The sequence below is a fragment of the Chitinivibrionales bacterium genome, assembly GCA_035516255.1.
GTDB lineage: Bacteria > Fibrobacterota > Chitinivibrionia > Chitinivibrionales > FEN-1185 > FEN-1185.
On the sequence record DATJAL010000047.1, the window covers coordinates 14,407 to 33,605 of the forward strand.

The 19,199-nt window shown below is 56.3% G+C and carries 9 protein-coding genes; 5 read left to right on the forward strand and 4 right to left on the reverse strand.

Going from position 1 to position 19,199, the window contains the following annotated elements:
- The first annotated feature begins 34 nt into the window (after nt 1–34).
- Nucleotides 35–850, forward strand: coding sequence for a M48 family metallopeptidase (locus tag VLX68_13350; GenBank protein HUI93227.1), 816 nt, complete (start codon nt 35–37; stop codon nt 848–850).
- A 217-nt stretch (nt 851–1,067) separates the two neighbouring features.
- On the forward strand, nt 1,068–3,785 hold the full coding sequence (locus VLX68_13355) for an AsmA family protein (GenBank protein ID HUI93228.1): 2,718 nt from the start codon (nt 1,068–1,070) through the stop codon (nt 3,783–3,785).
- Between the two features lie 81 nt (nt 3,786–3,866).
- Here the strand turns inward: VLX68_13355 and VLX68_13360 are convergent, their stop codons facing one another.
- The 4 genes from VLX68_13360 to VLX68_13375 form a co-directional block, all read right to left on the reverse strand.
- Nucleotides 3,867–4,964, reverse strand: a complete 1,098-nt coding sequence (locus VLX68_13360; protein ID HUI93229.1) for a hypothetical protein — start codon at nt 4,962–4,964, stop codon at nt 3,867–3,869.
- Between the two features lie 98 nt (nt 4,965–5,062).
- A complete protein-coding gene (locus VLX68_13365) occupies nt 5,063–7,666 on the reverse strand; it encodes a hypothetical protein (GenBank protein HUI93230.1) in 2,604 nt (867 codons plus the stop codon).
- Nucleotides 7,667–7,681: 15 nt separating this feature from the next.
- On the reverse strand, nt 7,682–8,557 hold the full coding sequence (locus VLX68_13370) for a hypothetical protein (GenBank protein HUI93231.1): 876 nt from the start codon (nt 8,555–8,557) through the stop codon (nt 7,682–7,684).
- A gap of 593 nt (nt 8,558–9,150) precedes the next feature.
- The gene (locus VLX68_13375) at nt 9,151–10,374 is read right to left on the reverse strand and encodes a pyridoxal phosphate-dependent aminotransferase (protein HUI93232.1); all 1,224 of its coding nucleotides are present in this window, start codon (nt 10,372–10,374) and stop codon (nt 9,151–9,153) included.
- A 396-nt stretch (nt 10,375–10,770) separates the two neighbouring features.
- On the opposite strand from VLX68_13375, the gene VLX68_13380 reads away from it, so the two are divergent.
- The 3 genes from VLX68_13380 to VLX68_13390 all read left to right on the forward strand — a co-directional run bounded on the left by VLX68_13380 (nt 10,771) and on the right by VLX68_13390 (nt 19,182).
- Nucleotides 10,771–14,571, forward strand: a complete 3,801-nt coding sequence (locus tag VLX68_13380; GenBank protein ID HUI93233.1) for a DUF3857 domain-containing protein — start codon at nt 10,771–10,773, stop codon at nt 14,569–14,571.
- Between the two features lie 163 nt (nt 14,572–14,734).
- Nucleotides 14,735–17,683, forward strand: a complete 2,949-nt coding sequence (locus tag VLX68_13385) for an insulinase family protein (GenBank protein ID HUI93234.1) — start codon at nt 14,735–14,737, stop codon at nt 17,681–17,683.
- On the forward strand, nt 17,680–19,182 hold the full coding sequence (locus VLX68_13390; GenBank protein ID HUI93235.1) for a glycosyltransferase family 39 protein: 1,503 nt from the start codon (nt 17,680–17,682) through the stop codon (nt 19,180–19,182). Before VLX68_13385 ends, VLX68_13390 begins: the two co-directional genes overlap by 4 nt.
- Nucleotides 19,183–19,199: the final 17 nt, after the last annotated feature.

Sequence of the window (19,199 nt, forward strand, 5' to 3'; positions counted from 1 at the left end):
CGCGTCGTGCAGGTACTTTTCAGGAGCGTCGTGTATGGCCAAAATCAAGCGAACCATCCTTGCCGCGTCCATCATTCCCTTTCTTTTCAACTGCCAGACGCTGACCAATTTCTTCATCTCCGACGAGCAGGAGGTGGAGCTCGGCGACAAGTTCCAGGCGCAGATCCTTTCCGACACGGTGGATTATCCCCAGTACAAACCCGGCATTCTGCAGCACGACAGCGTCATCGGCTATGTTAATGCCATGGGGCAAAGGCTCGCGGCCGCCCAGAAGGACAGGACGAACATCACGTTCACATTCAACATCATCGCCAATGACACCATCATAAACGCGTTCGCGATTCCGGGCGGCCACATTTTCATCTATATGGGAACCCTGAGGGCGGCCAACAGCGCCGCCGAGGTCGCCTGCGTGCTTGCCCACGAAATCGGGCATGTCACCATGCGGCACGGCGCAAAACAGCTCATGAAGTCCGAGGCTGTGGGCCTGGTGAACACGATCCTTTTCGGCAGCGACTCGACCTCGATCGCCAACGCCGTGGCCCAGGCGTGCGAAAACATGGTCTTCCTCAAGTTCAGCCGCGACGACGAGTCGCAGGCGGATTCCTGCGCCGTCAAGTACTCGACCGCGGCGCAGTACAACGCGTACGGGATGATTCACTTCTTCCAGACGCTCATGGCGAAATATCCCGACGGCAACGGCCCTTACGAGGTGCTTTCCGACCACCCGGCCACCGCGGACCGCATCACGGCGGTGCAGCGCATCATCGGCAAGACCGCCAATGTGCCCCCCGACGACACGACATGGACGTATCCCGCCGAATACGCGGCGATAAAGGCGAAGTTGTAAATTTTATTGGCTTGTCAAAAAAATCACCGCAAAGACGCAAAGGACGCAGAGAAATTAAAATAAAGAGGACATTAAAAAATTTTAAAGCACAGGTTCTCTGTCACTCCCGCGAAAGCGGGAGTCCATCTTCTTCCATAATACTATTGGCTTGGATTCCCGCTTTTCGCGGGAATGACAAACGCAAACCAGGAATCATAAGTAAAGCAGGAGGAACCGCATGAAAAAATCGCCCTTCACCATCGTCATCGTCATTCTTATCGTCATTGCCGTTTTGATCGGCGGCGGCATTGCCGCGATGTATATCCTGTTTCCGCCCGACAGGATTGCCGCCATCATCGTGCCGCCGGTGGAAAAGGCCCTCGGCAGGAAGGTGACGCTCCAGAAGGCGGGGATCACCCTGTTCCCGCGGCTCGGCGTGTCGCTTTCCGGCCTTGAGGTGGCGAATACGGGCCGCGAGGGATTTTCCGGCGAGCCTTTCGTTTCGGTGGAGAAATTCACGGCCGCTATCGGACTCATGTCGATCTTCAAGGGCTATCCGGAGATAACCTCGATTCTCATCCGTAAGCCGCAGGTCCGCGTGGAGACCGATGCCAAAGGCGCGTTCAATTTCAACGACCTCGCGGTGCTGGCAAAAGACACGACACAAAAGCCGGAGGCGACGACGCAGGGCCCGCCGCAGCTGCCGGTGCCGGTCACGCTCAAAAAACTCTCCATAGAAAACGGAGAGATCGTTTACAACGACCGCAAATCGGGCAGCCAGGTCATCATCGGGAACATGAACGAGACCGTGGCCGTGTCCATGGACAAGGAACTGAAAAACATAACGACCTCCGGCGATCTTGTGCTCACCGACGTGTCCGTCAAGACCAAGGAAATTAAAAAGCCGCTTTCCAACCTGAAGATCACCCTGTCGCACGACGTCGCGGCGAACCTGGTTGATGCGGGCGGCACCGTGACGGTGAACAAGGTTCGGCTGTCGCTGCAGAAAATTTTCCTTGAAGTAAAGGGAACGGTAAGCAAGGCCATGACGCCAGCGCCCGAATTCGACCTCGCGGTGGCGTCCGACCCTATTTCCGTCGCCGACGCGCTCAAGGAAGTGCCGGTTGAACTGGTCCCCCTTGTCACAAAAGTTTCGGCAACCGGAGCGATTGTCCTGGGCCTTGCGGTCAAGGGCGTGCTCGCGGCAAAGGGCCCGCTGCCCCTTCAGGGCCGTCTCGAGCTCAAGGACATCACCATGAAATACGCGGGAATGCCGCAGGCGATAAGCGGCCTGAACGCGGACATCGCCTTCACCGACAACAGCCTTGCCATAAAAACCATGAAAATGCAATTCGGCACCAACCCTATCGACATCCACGCGACCGTGAACAATTTCAAGAAACCGTATGTCGACGCGGCCGTGCTCGCCGACATCAAGCTCGGCGAGGTCAAAGACATCGTGGCGCTGCCCAAGGACGCCATGCTTGACGGACGCGTGACCGCCGACATCAAGGCGCGGGGCGAGGCCGACCCGGCCGACCCGACCAAGCTCGACCTGAAGGGGAATGTCGACCTCCAGAACGTGCGCATGGTGTGGTCGCCGCTCATCAAGCCTGCCGAGATCTCGGGCGGGCTCACCATCTCGACCGTTGCCGTGGGACAGAACATGGCGGTGCGCATCGGCTCCTCGTCGTTCACCATGAACACCACCATCAAGAATTTCCTCTCGCTGCTGCTTCCCGACAAGACCAAAAAATTCCCGCGCACTACCGTTGACTTCAAGATGAACTCGCCCTATCTCAACGCCGACGACATCCTGGCGCCGCCCAAGCCCGAGCCGAAAACAGAGCCGCCCGAAACGGGCGGCGGCTCAAGCGAGCTGCCCATCGTTCCCATCCCCGCGGACATCAACGGCCTGGTCACGGCAGGCAAAATCATTTACCACGGCATCACCATGGACCGCCTTGTCGCAAAAGTAAAGGTCATCAACGACGTCGCGCTGGTGGACTTCACCACCGGGTTCGCGGGCGGCACCATCGGCACCGTGCTGAACGCCGACATGCGCAACCCGAAGAACGTCGTGGTCAAGAACACGCTCACGGTGAAAAGTGTGGAGGTCAACGACCTCATGCAGCAGTTCGGCGGATACCTCAAGCCGGTCACGCCGCTCAACAAGGAGCTTTCGGGCATCAACAAGTGCCTGTTCGGCCGCATCAACCTGCAGAGCAGCATCACCGGCAGCGGCGGCACCACCGACGCGCTCATGAAAAGCCTCGCGGGCAACATCGGCACGCAGATGGCGAATGGAAAAATCCAGGGCGCGCCGGTCCAGAAGGTAATCGGGAGCTCGTTTTCCTCGTTTACCAAGACCAATAAGCTCGGAAATTTCGACGCGATCAATATCCAGAACCTCTCGGCCGCGGTCAGGCTCGCCGGCGGCGCAGCACAGTTCGATAATCTCAAGATCATGTCGGACGTCGCCGACTGGAACGCGCATGGAAAAGTCGGGTTCGACGCGCTCATGGACATGGCGGTCTCCTCGAGGCTCAACAAAAACCTTTCTGCCGTGATCCTCGGCGCGGAAGGCGCGGTGAAAAGCGGGCTCAAGGGCGTCCTGAGCCGCACCTCGCTCGCCGGCGCGTCGGGCCTGCTCGATCAAACGAGCATCATCCCGCGCGACAAGGACGGCCGCGTTACGCTCAACTTCGGCCTCGGCGGACCGGTGGGCAGCCCTAAAATAACCGGGCTCTCATTCGGCGCGGGAAGCCCCGGCGGCACCCAGCGCGTTGCCACGCCCCAGCAGCAGGTGCAGCAGCGAGCGCAGCAGGTGATTCAGCAAAAAAAGCAGGAGGTGCAGCAGGCGGTGGAGCAGAAAAAACAGGAGACCGTTAAGAAGGTGGAAGACCAGATAGGGAATGCGGCAAAAGGAAAGTTGAAGGGGATTTTCGGTAAGTAAGAATTATATTTCTTGACAAATAGTTTGTGCGGAATAAAAATCCCCGCGGGGTGAGGCGGGGATTTTTATATTTGCAAGAAATTATCTTGCCAAGTTCTTCAGCAATTCCGGAATCTGGTTCAATTTGTAAACCACCGGCTTCCCGTCCGGCGGGATGTCCAGATACAGCGGCCCCAAAACATCTTGGTTGATGAAACAGCCTTTATTTTCTTCAGAAGTGATGCCGCCGTAAATGGGCATGCTCAGGCCGTTGGGGAAGGAGTCGTTGACTTGGTAGAAGACGATGGCGCGGTATTCGTTGGGGGTTTCTCTGTTACGAATGCATTTGTTGATGCACCATTTACCGTCAAGGGAGAATTCCCAGTTGTCTGCGAAATCATCTGGTTTGGGACATTGAAGGATAATGGGCTCAATTTTAATGTCAGTTTTATCAGCATTCCAGCGGACGGAGAAAGGCTCTGGCCATTTATCAATGGCCATTTCTCCTATAATGATATTTTTTAAGAAATTGAACGCTCGTTGATGAACTCCGTATTGGAATTGTCTGTCAGTCAGCTCTTTTGTAAGATCATCATCTGGTAAAAAAGCAATATCCGTTTTTAAGAGTACTGCATTTTTCCAAGTTTTTTGATTTTTCTTGTCATACGAAACAATCAAACAACTGTCCTCTTGCTTTTTTAAAATAAAACAAAAATACAGCTTTTCTATTTTTGCGACCGGGTCATCTTGTGTAAAATCAAATACGGAAAACGTCTGAGGGCCTTCTGCTTCATTTACACTGCAATAGACAAATTTATCCTTGGCCACAATAGACAAAAAAGCATTGATGAAAGTGTTTCCATTAAAAGAAGCCATCTTCCTTATTACCTTTTTTAACTCCGAATCAACCATTATCGCCTCTCTCAAACCACTCTTGCACCACATAAATCTGCCACTTTCGTCAGCGCCAAAGACGCCTGCATAAGCACTCCCTGGGGAATTTTCATCGATAATTTTGCATGTGACATGTAATTTTTCATCTATCGACGCAAAAGCGAAAGTCAGGCTATTTGTTATGCAAGCAAATTTGTTATTTTGTTTCAAAGAAGCTGTTGCAGTCAATCCATCTTTCACCTTTAATTCAATTGGAGTAATTTGACCATTCATAAATGAGTTCCCTTTTTCTTTATACTTTTTCATAACAAATGCATGTGATTGTGAACAAATTATTAATATGGAACAGATAAAAAGTAAATTTTTCATTTAATTTCTTAAGTAACCTAACCACTTCTTATTTGCTATTTATTCGATTCTCTTTTCAAGGGTACAGAAGGAAAAGAAGAAACCCTTTCAATCATTTTAGTAACCTGATCTTTTACATGCGATTTTACAGTATTAATCCTGCTATCCTCAACCCATTTTTTTTCTATAAATTTATTTTGTAAAACTTCCCCATACTTCTCCAACCTCTCCTTCCCAATCACCATCTTCTCCCCCTTATCATCCTCCTTCCCCACCCCCAAATACCTCATCGGATTCACCACCGCGAACTGGTGCCACGCGTCATACCCCACCTTTTCACTCACCATTTCCATGACAATGAACAGGTTCCTTAAAATATCGCCCACGCCCTTCTGGTTTTCCCGCTCTATCATGTACCAATCGGTGCCGATGATGATCTTCTTTTTCAAATTGGTGAATTTGCCGAGCAGGTAAACGATGTTCTTTGCCACGAGTTTCTTACAGTCGATCATTGAATATTGCGCTTCCATGTCAAGCAGGTCCACATCGGTTTCCCTGTTTTTAAGCCGTATGTCCGATGCATAGAGGTCGCTTCCTAAATGAAAATAGGAAAGATCGGTATAGAGGTTTTCCTTGCTGTCGGCAAGCTCCGCTATTTTTTTTATCCAGGCATGGTACAAGGTCGCGCGCATTTTCTCGTTTTCAGCGGTCTTCTCTATTGCCTCGCCTTTTGGAAAAATACCGGGATTTACCGGATATAGCGCTTCGATGTCCTCAAATACTCCCACCTGGCACCAAGTATCGTATCCCCCGAAATGAGCAAGGCAAAGACGAAGACTGGGGAATTGGTTCATAACTTTTTCCCAGTTGGCGGGCGCAGCAAATGTGTCCGTAAACCAGTATTCGGTGCGCTCCAGGCTGCTCGGGTCTGCGCTAATCGCATCGTAACGCTCTTTTTCTTTACCAATAAGACCTGGAGCGGATTGGTCGTATTTGGCATAACAATAATAGTCCGCGCCCGCCATGCCGCCGCGCGAGCAATGGGTCATGATGGGCACGTCACTGCCGCACTCCTGATAGAATTCTCTGAGCTGGGGATATTTGATAAAATCACCGGGATCATAGCCCAGCCGGGGATAGGTCTTCACGCCCCAGTAAATGCCGGACTCATTATTAAAAAACAATGAATCCAAAGCTTCTTTATTCGTCATGATGGTATTCTTTAAGATTTTTTCCCAATTTTTTCCGTCATTCAACTTTTCATCAGGTACCATCATCGTTGGCTCGTCCGGTCCCGACTGCAACGATTGCTGGTAACGGTAAAAAGCGTGTTTGGCGATTATTTCCTTTGCCTGGTCGGCCGCATACGCTTCGGCGTCCAAGCCGCCGCAGTGCCGCCGCGGATCGTAATGATAAAAGAGAAAGAATTCCAGGGGATACTTGACTGCCGCGCCTTCGCTGAGTTTTTTCTGCAATTTGTAATCTTCAAACCATTTTATTTCATTGGATTCGAGCTTACCGTCTTCCGAAACGCCCGTACCACCCGGAATTTGGTCAATGATATGGACAAATTCCTTGGCGCATAAATCCGTATCTTTTTCAGAATTAAAAGTCATTATAATCATGTCGGAATTCACCGCAGCTCCCGGCTTTTTTTGTTGCCGTGCATTGAACTGTTCCCACGCTTTTTCCAGCGAAAAGTCCTTGTCTCTCGTGGCCTTTGCAAAAATATGCCTGTAACGCGGGCTGTATCCGGTGGGCTCAATAACATGCCCTTCTATCCGCTCGGGCGCCTCCCACTCGTATCCTGTGTCATCCTTTTCGGGCGGTAAAACATACGCCGCGCACCAGTCGTTGATATAGACTGCCTGTGTGCCCCAGTCAATGGTGACCGGTATATTCCACCGGCCCCAGTAATGCGCCAGCGACATATCCATGAGCAGCGCTGCGTTGAACATGGTGAGCGGGCAGTTATGGTAATAATATTCGGTTGGCATATAAAATGAATCTTTAAATGATTTATCGGTTTCGGCGCCGAGACTTCGGAGCTTTGCTTTTTTCCCCGCCTCGGTTAGTGCAGCGGCGTTATTTCTTTTCTTTAATGCCTCATACTCTTCCTCATCCATAACGGCCCAGACCATGTCCTCGCGCATATCCTGGTCTTTCAGGTCATGCTTGTAGACTCCGGCGATAAGGTCGGTGCTCAGCACCCCGATTTTCCCGAGCCTTCCCGTGGTAATGGTGCCGATCACCCCTCGCGCCATTTCGTTTGTTTTTTTTCGGCTGCTGCACGATCGCTCTTGTATAAAAAGATTCAGCACAGGTATCGCATGAATGGCCTTGGTCAGGATTCCCCATTGCAGCGGCATCGGGCAGCAGTTGTTGCTCTGTATATGCATATGCGCGTTGAAGAAAAACCGCCACGTCGGCTGCTGCACCGCATGGCTGGTACCGGTCTTTGTGGGTTGGACATTGCGGCTGGGTATCCATATGATTTCATCGGGCTTGATCTGATCGGACGCACCATATTTTTCCCTGACCTTTTGATTATTAGGATGGTTGTAAATCTCTGCCCAATTTTGAATGACGAAGTGCTTGACAATAGAATCATTCGTATCGCCGGACCGGACTATATAATTATGGCCGTATTTCTCAGACATGCCTTTTCCCTTTTGTCATTCTTTCGAAGGCTGATAATTTATATACACCGGCCCGGGCGGAACGTCCTTCACGGTCAATTTGCCCTCGTCATCGGTTTTCGCTTTTTTCGTCGACCCGTCCGCCAGATAGATTTCAACTTCATGATCTTTCATCAACTGACCATACCCGTCCACCAAAATCTTTTCAAACGAATCCACGAACCTCAGCAGCCCGCTTTCCTGCTTCACCCCGACTCTTACTCCGTCAATGACGATCACGAAAAAATATTCCGGGTGCCGGTATTTGTTGTTGTACGGCTTTACCTCCGCCTCGGTCGGGATCGCGCCTGCGTCGCCATAAACGAATTCCCACGAAAGCTCCATTGTGCTTCCGTTTATTTCGGTTGGAATGGTGCATACCGGATCGTGGTTGCCGTCTTTGTCGTATTCGTAAATGGCGATGAGCGCCTCGGTGTTGTCGGGCAGGTCCTTGAACCTGGCCTTGAGTTTGACAACGTCGCCGCGGCGGACTTCCGTGCGGTCCCATTCCATGCTTTCCACCTGGACGGGCGGGCCCGCCGGGACCTGGTTGGATTCGATGGAAAGCCCGTGCTTGGAAAGCTCCACCTCGAGCAGGAGCATGTCGTTGGCGTCCACCTTTGACGGCACGGCGATTGCGCCGCGGTAGCGGTTGGCGAATATCTTGTCGGACTTTTTTTCGAGCGTCTTTCCGGAACCGTTCTTGAGCTTGATTTTTATTTCCGCGCCTTCGCCCACGAGCGCGGTGCGCACCTCGAACGGCGCGTCCGCGCCGGCCCAGGCGCGCCTGCACATCCAGAGCGCGTAGATAATCTGCGACTCGAGCTTGATGCGGTGTTTCTGGTCGGTGTGTTTGGTAAACTGAGAATCCATGATATCCTGCCTGGCGCGTCGAGAAGCTACCGATTCTATCCAATCAGAAGCGGCTCCAACCGAAATCCTGTGACATTTAGAAACAAAACGTCACTTTACTTATACCACTTATCTTCGCGGGGGCACGACCTTGAAATACATTGACACATCCGATTGGCGCAACTCGTCTGACGACCGTATGACCTGCCTATCGGGCAGATCTTTTTTCCAAGTAAAATCTAATTTTTAGGCGTGCGTCGCGGCAGTGACGAGGATCACATATTAAATTAAAATACGGCATCGGCGATTGTTATGGAAAGGCAAGAAAAACTCCACCACAAAGAACGAAGAGCACATCGTATGGAAGCCTTGAACATGTGCCGAAAGTCGGTTGATGAGTTTGCAAAGAAAAGGAGGATGTTCCGCGCCAGGGGCGAGAGCGGAGGCCGTCGCTGGAGCGCGGTGCTGCCCGGACGCCGTCTTGTTGGGGAGGTACGCGAACCACCCCAACAAAACCTAGCGCCGTGGCGGCCCGAGCCGAAGGGATAGAACCGGTGCCGTGACCGGCAGGCGCCATGATCATTAAGCTGGTTATAAGACGGGGTGGACTTGCCTTACGCTTGCTGCTTATAATCCGCAAGGAATTTCCCCAACCTATCCATCGCAATTGTCAACTCATCCACGGCGGGAAGAAAAACGATCCTGAAATGGTCGGGCATGGGCCAGTTGAACCCGCTGCCGTGCACGATGAGCACCTTCTGCTCGCGAAGCAGGTCGTAGGCGAATTGCATGTCGTCTTTGATGTTGAACTTCTTCACCTCGAGCTTCGGGAACACGTAGAACGCGGCCTTGGGCTTTACAAACGATATTCCCGGGATCTTCGCCAGCGCGTTGCAGCAGGCGTCGCGCTGGGCGAACAGCCGTCCGCCGGGCGCCACGAGGTCCCGGATGCTCTGGTAGCCGCCCAGCGCGGTCTGGATGATGGACTGCGCCGGAACGTTGCTGCACAGCCGCATGGACGCGAGCATGTCGAGCCCTTCGATGAAATCGGCCGCGTCCTTCTTGTTGCCCGACACCACCATCCAGCCGGCGCGGAACCCCGCGATGCGGTGGGTCTTTGAAAGCCCGCTCATGGTGATGAACAGCACGTCGTCGGCGAGCGTGGCGAGCGAGGTGAACTCGTTGCCGTCGTAGAGGATCTTGTCGTAGATCTCGTCGCTGATCACGATGAGCCCGCGCTCGCGCGCGATGTCGACGATTTTCTGCAGCACGTCCTTCGGGTACAGCGCGCCGGTCGGGTTGTTCGGGTTGATCACCACGATGGCCTTGGTGTTTTGCGTCAGCTTTTTCCGTATGTCAACAAGGTCCGGCAGCCAGCCCGATTCCTCGTCGCACAAATAATGAACTGGTTTGCCGCCCGACAGGTTGACGGCGGCGGTCCACAGCGGGTAATCGGGCGCGGGCACGAGCACCTCGGTGCCGTTGTTGCACAGGCCCTGCATGACCATGACCGCGAGCTCGCTCACGCCGTTGCCCGTGTAAACGTCTTCAACGTCGACGCCCGGCACGCGCTTCTCCTGGTAATACTGCATGATGGCCTTGCGCGCGGAAAACAGCCCCTTTTCGTAGCAGTAGCCCTCGGTTGCGGGAAGGTTGCGGATCATGTCATGGATGATCTCGTCGGGCGCCATGAGCCCGAACGGCGCCGGGTTGCCGATGTTGAGCTTGATGATCTGCAGCCCTTCTTCCTCTTCCATGCGCTTCGCCTCGCGCGGCACCGGCCCGCGGATGTCGTACAGCACGTTGTCAAGCTTGCTTGATTTTTGGTACTTAGGCATATGTAATTCCCCTTCATTTTATCTTGATTAATCTGGGCGTTCCCCCGCCTCGCGCAACCGCACGAGGCGGGGTCGGTTCTCCTTTCGGTCTCGCCTTCGGCTCGGGCTGCCACGGCCCCTGTATGCCTGCCGGCGAGGGCCGGGCAGCACCGCGCTCCAGCGCGGCCTCCAGTCGCCCCTACCGCGGCGATAAAGTTCTAATTAGTCAACAAGTTCCAGAAGCGCCCATCGAAGCGATAGAGACGTAAGAAATATATATCAGGGACATGTTGTTTCACCTCTTATCAAGGACGCCTTCGTTCCGAATGAACCGCTCCGTTTTTTCCACAAAATCGGCCTGGGATATTGTATCTTATCAATCGCACTTTTCCATAATAGACATATCGCCGAGGCGCCATGAAAAATCCTATCTCGATTAAAAAATGCTGTTTTCTTCAATTACTTTCCTTTTTTGCAATCTTGCAGTTGAATGTTCCCTCTTTTGCCAACCCTAACGGCCAGGCATGGTCCTTGCTTATTGATAATAAGCCCATGGAAGCAAAGGAACTGTTTTTAAAAAACACAACAGACAAGGACAAAACCGTGCGCGGCGAGGCGTTCCGCGGGCTTTCGCACATCGCGCGTTTCCTCGGCCAGGAGGAGGACGACGCGCGTTATTATTTTCAGGCGTGCCAGAACGACAATAACGTGCTCATGTTTTCGGCGGGCGTTCTCAACACCTACGTGTTCGGCCGTTTCGCCACGGGCAGCCAGATCAAGGAGGGCTACCGCCTGATGAGCGACCTGGTGAAAAAGCCATCGATTTTTTCCGGCGAATTCATTGATCTGCTCGCCGAGCGTTACGCGAACGACGGCGACGTCAATGCCGCGAACCGCCTGGTGGACGGCATGGGCGCGATCCGCAAGTGGATGTTCATCGGGCCGTTCGACAACATTTCGAATTCGGGTTACAACAAGGTGTATCCGCCGGAAACCGAAATCAACCTGGCAAAAGTGTATCCGGCCAAGGACGGGAACAAGGCAAAGTGGAACCCGCTTGACAACACGGCGCCCACGGGCTGGATCTTCACCGAGCACCACTGCGAATCGCGCAACGCGGTGCTATACTATTACAGCACCGTGGAGTGCGACGAGGCGCGGGAGGCCATTCTTGCGTTCGGCGCGTCGGGGTCTTTTAAAATTTTCCTCAACGGCGTGTGCGTATGCGCCGATTCGGTGTACCGCAACACCGGCGCCGACGCGTTCATGCAGCGGGTGACGCTCTGCAAGGGGGCGAATTCACTTCTTGTAAAGCTCTGCCACGAATGGAGCAGCCGGCTTTCCGGCGAGACAAGGCTTTCCAATTTCTTTGTGCGGTTTCTCGACAAAGGCTACTCCCCGCTTAAAAATATTTCCTATTCCACGGTCCCTGCCGCGCCGGCGCAGCAGAAAACCGTTGTCTCCCGCCTGGCGCCGTCGCCCCTGATCGACACCGTGACGGGCGCGCTCTCCGCACGGCTCGCGAAAAATCCCGGCGACATGGACGCGGCGCTTTCGCTCATGCTCGCCTACAACGGCATGGAGAAATTCGACGAGGGCCAGGTGCTTGCCAAAAGCTTCCTCGCCAAATTCCCCAAAAGCAGCCTGTGGCACCAGCTCTACAGCGAATCGCTCACGCGCTCGAAGAAATACACCGACGGCGAAACCGAAATAAAAACGGCGTACACCCTCTGCCCGCTCAATGAAGCGGGCTGGCAAAACGAAATGCAGATCATGCAGCAGACGTCCGAGCCACGCAAGGTGCTGGACTTCATCGCCTCGTCGCCCGCGGTGTTCCGCTCGTCGCTTTCGGCGCTGGTGGCGGAGCTCTACGCCAATTACCAGCTTGAAAACAAGGCGGACGTGCTCAAGATTGTCGCCGACATTGAACAAAAATACGCGCTCAACCAGACCGCGCTCATGGTGCTGGCCGGCGTGTACGTGCAGGACGGGCAGGTCAAAAAGGCGGAAACGCTCATCAGGGACTTTCTTGCGCACCAGCACACAAGCACGCTCATGTACAAGACGCTCGCCACACTCGCGCTCAAGCAGGGCGACATGGGGAAGGTCGCCGACATCATCCAGGAAAGCCTGAAATATTCCCCCCACAACGCAAGCATGTATTACCTTCTCGCAAGCCTCAATTACACCGCCAAAAATTTCTCCGCGGCGCATGAGAACATCGAACGGTGCCTTGCCGTGATGCCGGCGGACGCCGACGCCTTGAACCTCAGGGGCAACATCGCGCTCTCGCTGGGCAACAAGCAGGAGGCCAAACAGGCCTTTACCGATGCGATAGATTTCACGAGCGACGATTTCAACGCGTGGGACAACCTGCGCGGCCTCGACGGCAAACCGCCGCTCGAATCGCTTGCCCCGCTGCCGCCGGTCGACAGCCTGGTCAGGGCCAGCGAACAATGGCCCTACCGCTCGCATGAAAACGGCGCCGTTTTGTCGCGAACAAAGGATGTGTTCTATTATCCGAGCCGCTGTTCCCGCGAGCGGCACTTTCTCGTGGTGTATCTGGGCACCCAGAAGGCGATTGACGCATGGAAGGAACGCGACATCGAGTACAACAGCTATTTCCAGGTCATGCACGTCGTCCGCGCCCTGTCGTACCGGGCCAACGGTTCGCAGGTGCAGGCCGACGTCCACGAAGGGAAGGTCGTGTTCAAATCGCTGCAGCCCGGCGACTGCATCGTGCTTGAATGGTCGCTCAAGAACTTCTACACCGGCGACATGGCCGGCCAGGTGCACGGCAGCCAGGAGTTCGACAGAAGCCACCCGGCGTTCGACACGAGGCTGCGGCTCATCATGCCGGCAAACGACACCATCCCCTATCACGTGTTCGGCGATTCCATTTTGGTAAGCACCTCCACGGCCGGCGACTACCGCGTCACCCGTTTCTTGCGACCCGCGTATAAAAACGCGCTCGACGAGACCTTCACCGCCACAGACTGGCCGGCCAAGGAAAAAGTGAATTACTCCACCTTTTCCGGGTGGGCCGACATCGTGAAATGGTACGACGACCTCACGCGCCGTAAGCAGGACAACACGCTGGAGCTCAAGGCGCTCGCCGATTCGCTGTTCGCCGGGTGCGCAACGGAGCTTGCGAAGGTGGAGAAGGTCCACGAGTATGTCACGGGCAACATCCGCTACAGCTACGTGCCGTTCAGGCAGTCGGGCTGGATCCCCCAGGACGCGCACGACGTTCTCGCCACGAAGATCGGCGACTGCAAGGACATGGCGTCGCTCGGCAAGAGCCTGCTTGACCGCGCGGGAATCCCGTCGTGCCTCGTGCTCGTGAACACCGAGATCCGGCATTTCGACGGCCACGCCTGCGTGGGCCCGGATTTCAACCACTGCATCCTCTGCTACACCGTCGCCGGGCAGGACCGCTTCCTCGACTGCACCGACAACAACCTGCCGCTTGCCACCCTGCCGCGGCAAGACCAGGGCGCGCTCGCGCTGGTCATCAGGCCCGGCACCACGGGCACCATCCTGCTGCCGATTGACAAACCGGAAGCACGCGCGCGGAAAAGGGCCATCACGTCGGCGCTCGACGACAAGGGCACGCTCACGGAAAAGGCGGCCACGCTGCGCACCGGCGTTTTCGCCGGCTCGTTCCGCGACAGCTACCGGTTCCTCTCCGAGGAGAAACGCAACGCCACGCTGCACCAGAGCCTTGCCCAGCAGTATCCCGACATCTCGCTCGACACGTTCTCGCTGCAGGGCCTCAACACCGTGGGCGACACGCTCACCTACAACTACGCGTGCACGGCGCGCAACACCGTGACCTTTTCCGGCAGCACCGCGATTTTCCCCCTGCGGATTTCGGACAATATCCAGCCGAACGAATATCCGGTGGAGGAAAAGCGCACCTTCCCCATCGACATGTACTGGGCATGGTACGATATTTCGTCGTGCGAATTGTCGGGCGAGCTCACCTACCCGGCGGCGTGGCGGCCCATCAGCCTGCCCGACAATGTCTCGGCGGATTCGCCGTTCGGCTCGTACCGCCTCGAGTTCAAGCGCAAAGGCAATACGCTGTATTATAAGCGCACCGCGGTCATGAATTTCACCACGGTCATCCCGGCCGGCGGCCACGAGCAGCTCAAGGCGTTTCTCAACAAGGTGTCGAAGGCGGACGCGATTCAATTGTTGTTTTATACAAAGTAAAGATAATAAAGATAACCACAGAGACACGGAGGCACGGAGAAAATAAAACAGTTTAAAGTTGGAAGTTGAAAGTTGAACGTATTGTCGCTTTTAACCTCCAACACTGTGCGGTATCTCCGTGCTCTTCGTGTCTCCGTGGTGATTTTCCGAAAGAACAAACAATATGCCTCATTCCGATATTACTTCGCCGAAGCGCATCGCCGGTTTCGTCCTCGAATCGACGACAGACATTCCCGAGCTGCGCTGCACCGCTTCGCTGTATTACCACGAAAAGACCGGCGCGCGGCTGCTCCATTTGCGCAATGACGACCCCAACAACCTGTTCTCCATCGCGTTCCGTACGCCGGTGAGCGATTCGACCGGCGTGCCGCACATCCTGGAGCACTCGGTGCTCGGCGGATCGCGCAAGTTCCCGCTCAAGGATCCGTTCCAGGAGCTCCTGAAAGGATCGCTCCAGACGTTCCTCAACGCGCTCACCTATCCCGACAAGACCGTTTACCCTGTGTCAAGCCAGGTGGAGGCGGACTTCTTCAACCTCGTGGACGTGTACTGCGACGCCGTGTTCCATCCCCTGCTCACCGAGAACACCTTTTGCCAGGAGGGATGGCACTTCGCGGCGGAAAGCGAAAACGGCCCCATCGACATCAAGGGCATCGTCTACAACGAGATGAAGGGCGTTTTTTCCGATTTCGCAAGCCACGTGGAGCGCAAGACCGTGTCGCTTCTGTTCCCGGACACGCCCTACCGGTTCGAGAGCGGCGGCGAGCCCGAGCACATCACCGGCCTCACCTACCGGCAGTTCCGCGCCTTCCATGCGCAATATTATCATCCGTCAAACGCGTTCATCGTGCTTTACGGCAGTCTCCCTCCCGAAAAGACGCTTTCCTTTCTTGACAAAAAGTACCTTGCCGCGTTCGATAAAACCGCGCCCGACGCCGTGATCGCACCGCAGCCTTCCTGGGATGCGCCGCGGAAGGCGGTGCTCGACGCGCCCGCCCCGGAAAAAGACGACGGTTTCGCCACGGTGGCGCTCGCCTGGAAGTTCGGGCTTTCCGCCGACCCGGTCGATTCACTGGTGGGCAGAATTCTATACCAGTACCTCATGGGCACCGAAAGCGGCCCGCTCAAGCGCGCGCTCATCGACAGCGGCCTGGGCGAGGACCTCGACGACCTCTGCGGGTTTGAGACCGAGTTCGTCCACGGCATTTTTGCGGTGGGCCTGCGCAAGACCAGGCCCGAGCACGCGGACGCCATCGAATCGCTCGTGCTCGGCACGCTCAAAAAGCAGGCCGAGGCCGGCCTCGACGAGGCGCTGCTCGAGGGTGTGGTGCGCCAGACCGAATTTCGGCTCCGCGAAATCAGCGACGCGGGCCGTTTTCCCTACAACCTCATCCTCGCCGAGCGGTGCTACCGCTCCTGGCTGTACGGCGGCGACCCGCTCGCGCACCTCGCGTTTGAAAAGCCGCTGGCCGTGATCCGCGAGGCACGCGCCGGCGGCACCGGCTGGTTTGCAGGAAAAATCCGCACCATGCTCCTTGGCAATCCGCATTATCTCCGCATCACGGTGCGGGCGTCGTCGGAAATGGGAAGACGGCTCGAGACGCAGACCAGCGAGCAGGCGCTTGCGCTCACCAAAGACTTCACGGCCGAGGACCGGCGCCGCGTGGCCGAAGCCACGGCACTCCTCGCGGCCGAACAGAAAAAGCCGCAGTCGCCCGAGGCGCTCGCCTCGCTGCCCAGGCTGCGCAAGTCCGACCTTCCGCTCAAGAACCGCGAGGTTCCCGCTCTGCGGACGCGCTGCGGCGGCGCAGAGGCGATTTTTCATCCGATCTTTACATCAGGTATCGCTTATCTCGACCTGGCGTTCGACTGCCGCCAGGTGCCCCCCGGGCTTTTGTTATACCTGCCGCTCTATTCCGAGCTTTTGCCGCGGGCAGGCGCGGCCGGCCTTTCGTATGAGGAAATGTCAAAACGGCTTTCGCTCTCGACCGGCGGCGTGAGCGGCTCCATGCTGTGCGAGACCGCGGCCGGCACCGGGGACGACCTCGTGTTCAAACTGTTCTTGCACGCGAAGGCGCTCGAGGAGCGCGGCGATGAAATGCTCGGCATCGTACGCGACCTGCTCACGGCGCCCGACCTTTCAAACGCCAAGCAGATCCGCGACATTCTGTTTGAGGCGCGAAACGACCTCAACGCCGCGATCATCGCCAACGGCCACCTCTTCGCCGCGACGCATGCCGGCGCGCAGCTTGCCCGCTCCCGGCATGTCGACGAGCTTCTCGGCGGCGTTGCGCAACTGCGTTTCCTGGACAGGCTTGTCAAACAGGACGACCCCGCGGCGGTGGCCGAAAAAATGCTCGCATTGCACAAGCTCATCGTGAACCGGGCCGCCTGCACCGTGTCCGTCACCGCCGGCACTCCGGATGTTCTTGCGCCGGGCATCGAACGATGCATGGCCTCGCTGCCGATTGTCACGGTGTCCCCCGCGGCCATCACGCACGCCGAACAGACCGGTTACACGGGGATCGAGATCAGCTCTTCGGTCAATTTCGTGGCAAAGGCCTGGAAGCTCGGCCCGTCCACGGCCGCCGACGCGGGCGATTTCCTTCTGCTCGCCAGGAACCTTTCGTCGGGGTATCTGTGGGACAAGGTGCGCGTCGAGGGCGGCGCCTACGGCGGCATGGCAATGGTGTCGGCCGGCCACCCGGTGTTCGAATGCGCGTCGTACCGCGACCCCAACCTTGGACGCACCCTCGAACATTTCGAGAAGGGCCTGCAGCAGGCCGCGGCGGGGCTCGCGGCCGACGCGGTCGAGCAGAGCGTCATCAGCACCATCGGCCGCATCGACGCGCCGCACACGCCGCATCAGCAGGGGTTCGGGGAGACCGTGGCGCTTCTGTGCGGCCGCACCAGGGAGTTCCGCCAGGCACTACGCGACGCCGTGCTGTCGGCCTCGCCCCAAAGCATGCAAAAAACCGCGCGGATGCTCCTTGACAATCCCTCCTTCGCGGTCACGGTGCTGGGGAGCGCCGCGGCGTTTGACAATGCGGAAAAAGAACGGGTGTTTTTCAAGCGGGAAACGCTGTTCGACGAAAGGGCCGCCGCGGTATGAAGCCCGCCGTGGCCGCGCTGTCGTCGACCTGGCGGAAATCCCCCCTCGCGGTCATCATGCTCCTCGCGATCCTCTTCCGGCTTTTCGCGTTCGTTTTTGCCAAGGGCTACGGCATGCACGACGACCATTTCGGCGTCATCGACCTTGCCCAGCGCTGGCTTGACGGAACGGAACACCCCTACGGCCCCGGGCAGGGATGGCTGAGCCCGTTGTACCCGTGGCTGCACTTCCTGCTCTTCGGCCTGCTGCAGAAATTCGGGATCTTCGATCCCCAGGCGAAAATGTACGCGGTCAGGTTTTTCCACGCGCTCTATTCCCTGCTCACCGTCTACTTCGGGTACAAGACCGTTCTGGTCGTTTCGGACGAAAACAAGGCAAGGCTCGCCGGCCTTCTGCTGGCGATTTTATGGCCGTTTCCATTCATGGCGGTGCGCAACCTGGTCGAATTCGTGTGCGTGCCGCCGCTGGTGATCGGAACGTATCTGCTGGTGAAGGATCAAAGCCGTGGCCGCGCTCGGGTGCTCCTGCTCTCGGGCGCATTCTATGGCCTGGCCTTCGCCATCCGGTTCCAGACCCTTTCAATGGCAGGAACAATCATCCTCGTTCTGCTTGTCAGGAAGGAAATCAAACCCGCCGCGATATTTGCCCTTGGACTGTTCCTGTCCGCGTTCTGCTTTCTGGGGGTTCCCGACTGGGCCGGCTACGGCGCGCCGTTCATTTCGTTCTGGAACTATTTCTTCTACAACAAATCCGCCGCCTATGCCTATACCACCGGGCCCGTCTACCAATATTTCGGGCTGACCCTCGGCGTTCTCATTCCGCCAACGAGCCTCCTTTTATTGTATGGGTTCTGCAGGACCTGGAAAAAACATGCGCTCATCTTTTGGCCCGCCCTTGCCTTTTTCCTCCTGCACTCGTTTTTCCCAAACAAGCAGGAACGGTTCATTCTTCCCGTTCTTCCCTTCATCGTGATGGGCTGCGTGATCGGATGGCAGGAATTCGCCGAACGCTCGCGGTTCTGGTCCCCCGGCAGGCCGTTGATGCGGGGGTTGTGGGCGTGGTTCTGGTTTGTCAATACACTCCTGCTCCTGCTCGCCACCTTCACCTATTCCAAAAAGTCCCGCGTGGAGACCCTCTCGTTTCTTTCCCGCGAGCCCGGCCTTCGCGCCGTGCTCATCGAGACCACCGACGCCGCCGCGCCCCAGATGCCGCTGTTCTACCTGGGCAGGAACCAGGTCCCCCTCTATTACGTCACGGCGACGGCGGGCGTGGACTCGCTGCGGCCGCAGATCGAATCGCGCGGCGGCATCATGCCCAACCGCGTGGTGTTCCTCACCAAAAACAACCTTGACAAACGGGTCAAGCGCCTAGAGCCGCTGCTGCCCGGCCTTTCCTACGAGACCACGGTATCGCCGAGCATCGCCGACGCGCTTTTATATTTCTTGAACCCGAAGCACAATGTGAACCAGACGAGCGTAATTTACAAAACAGGAAATTGATAAACGGGGGTTGTCGA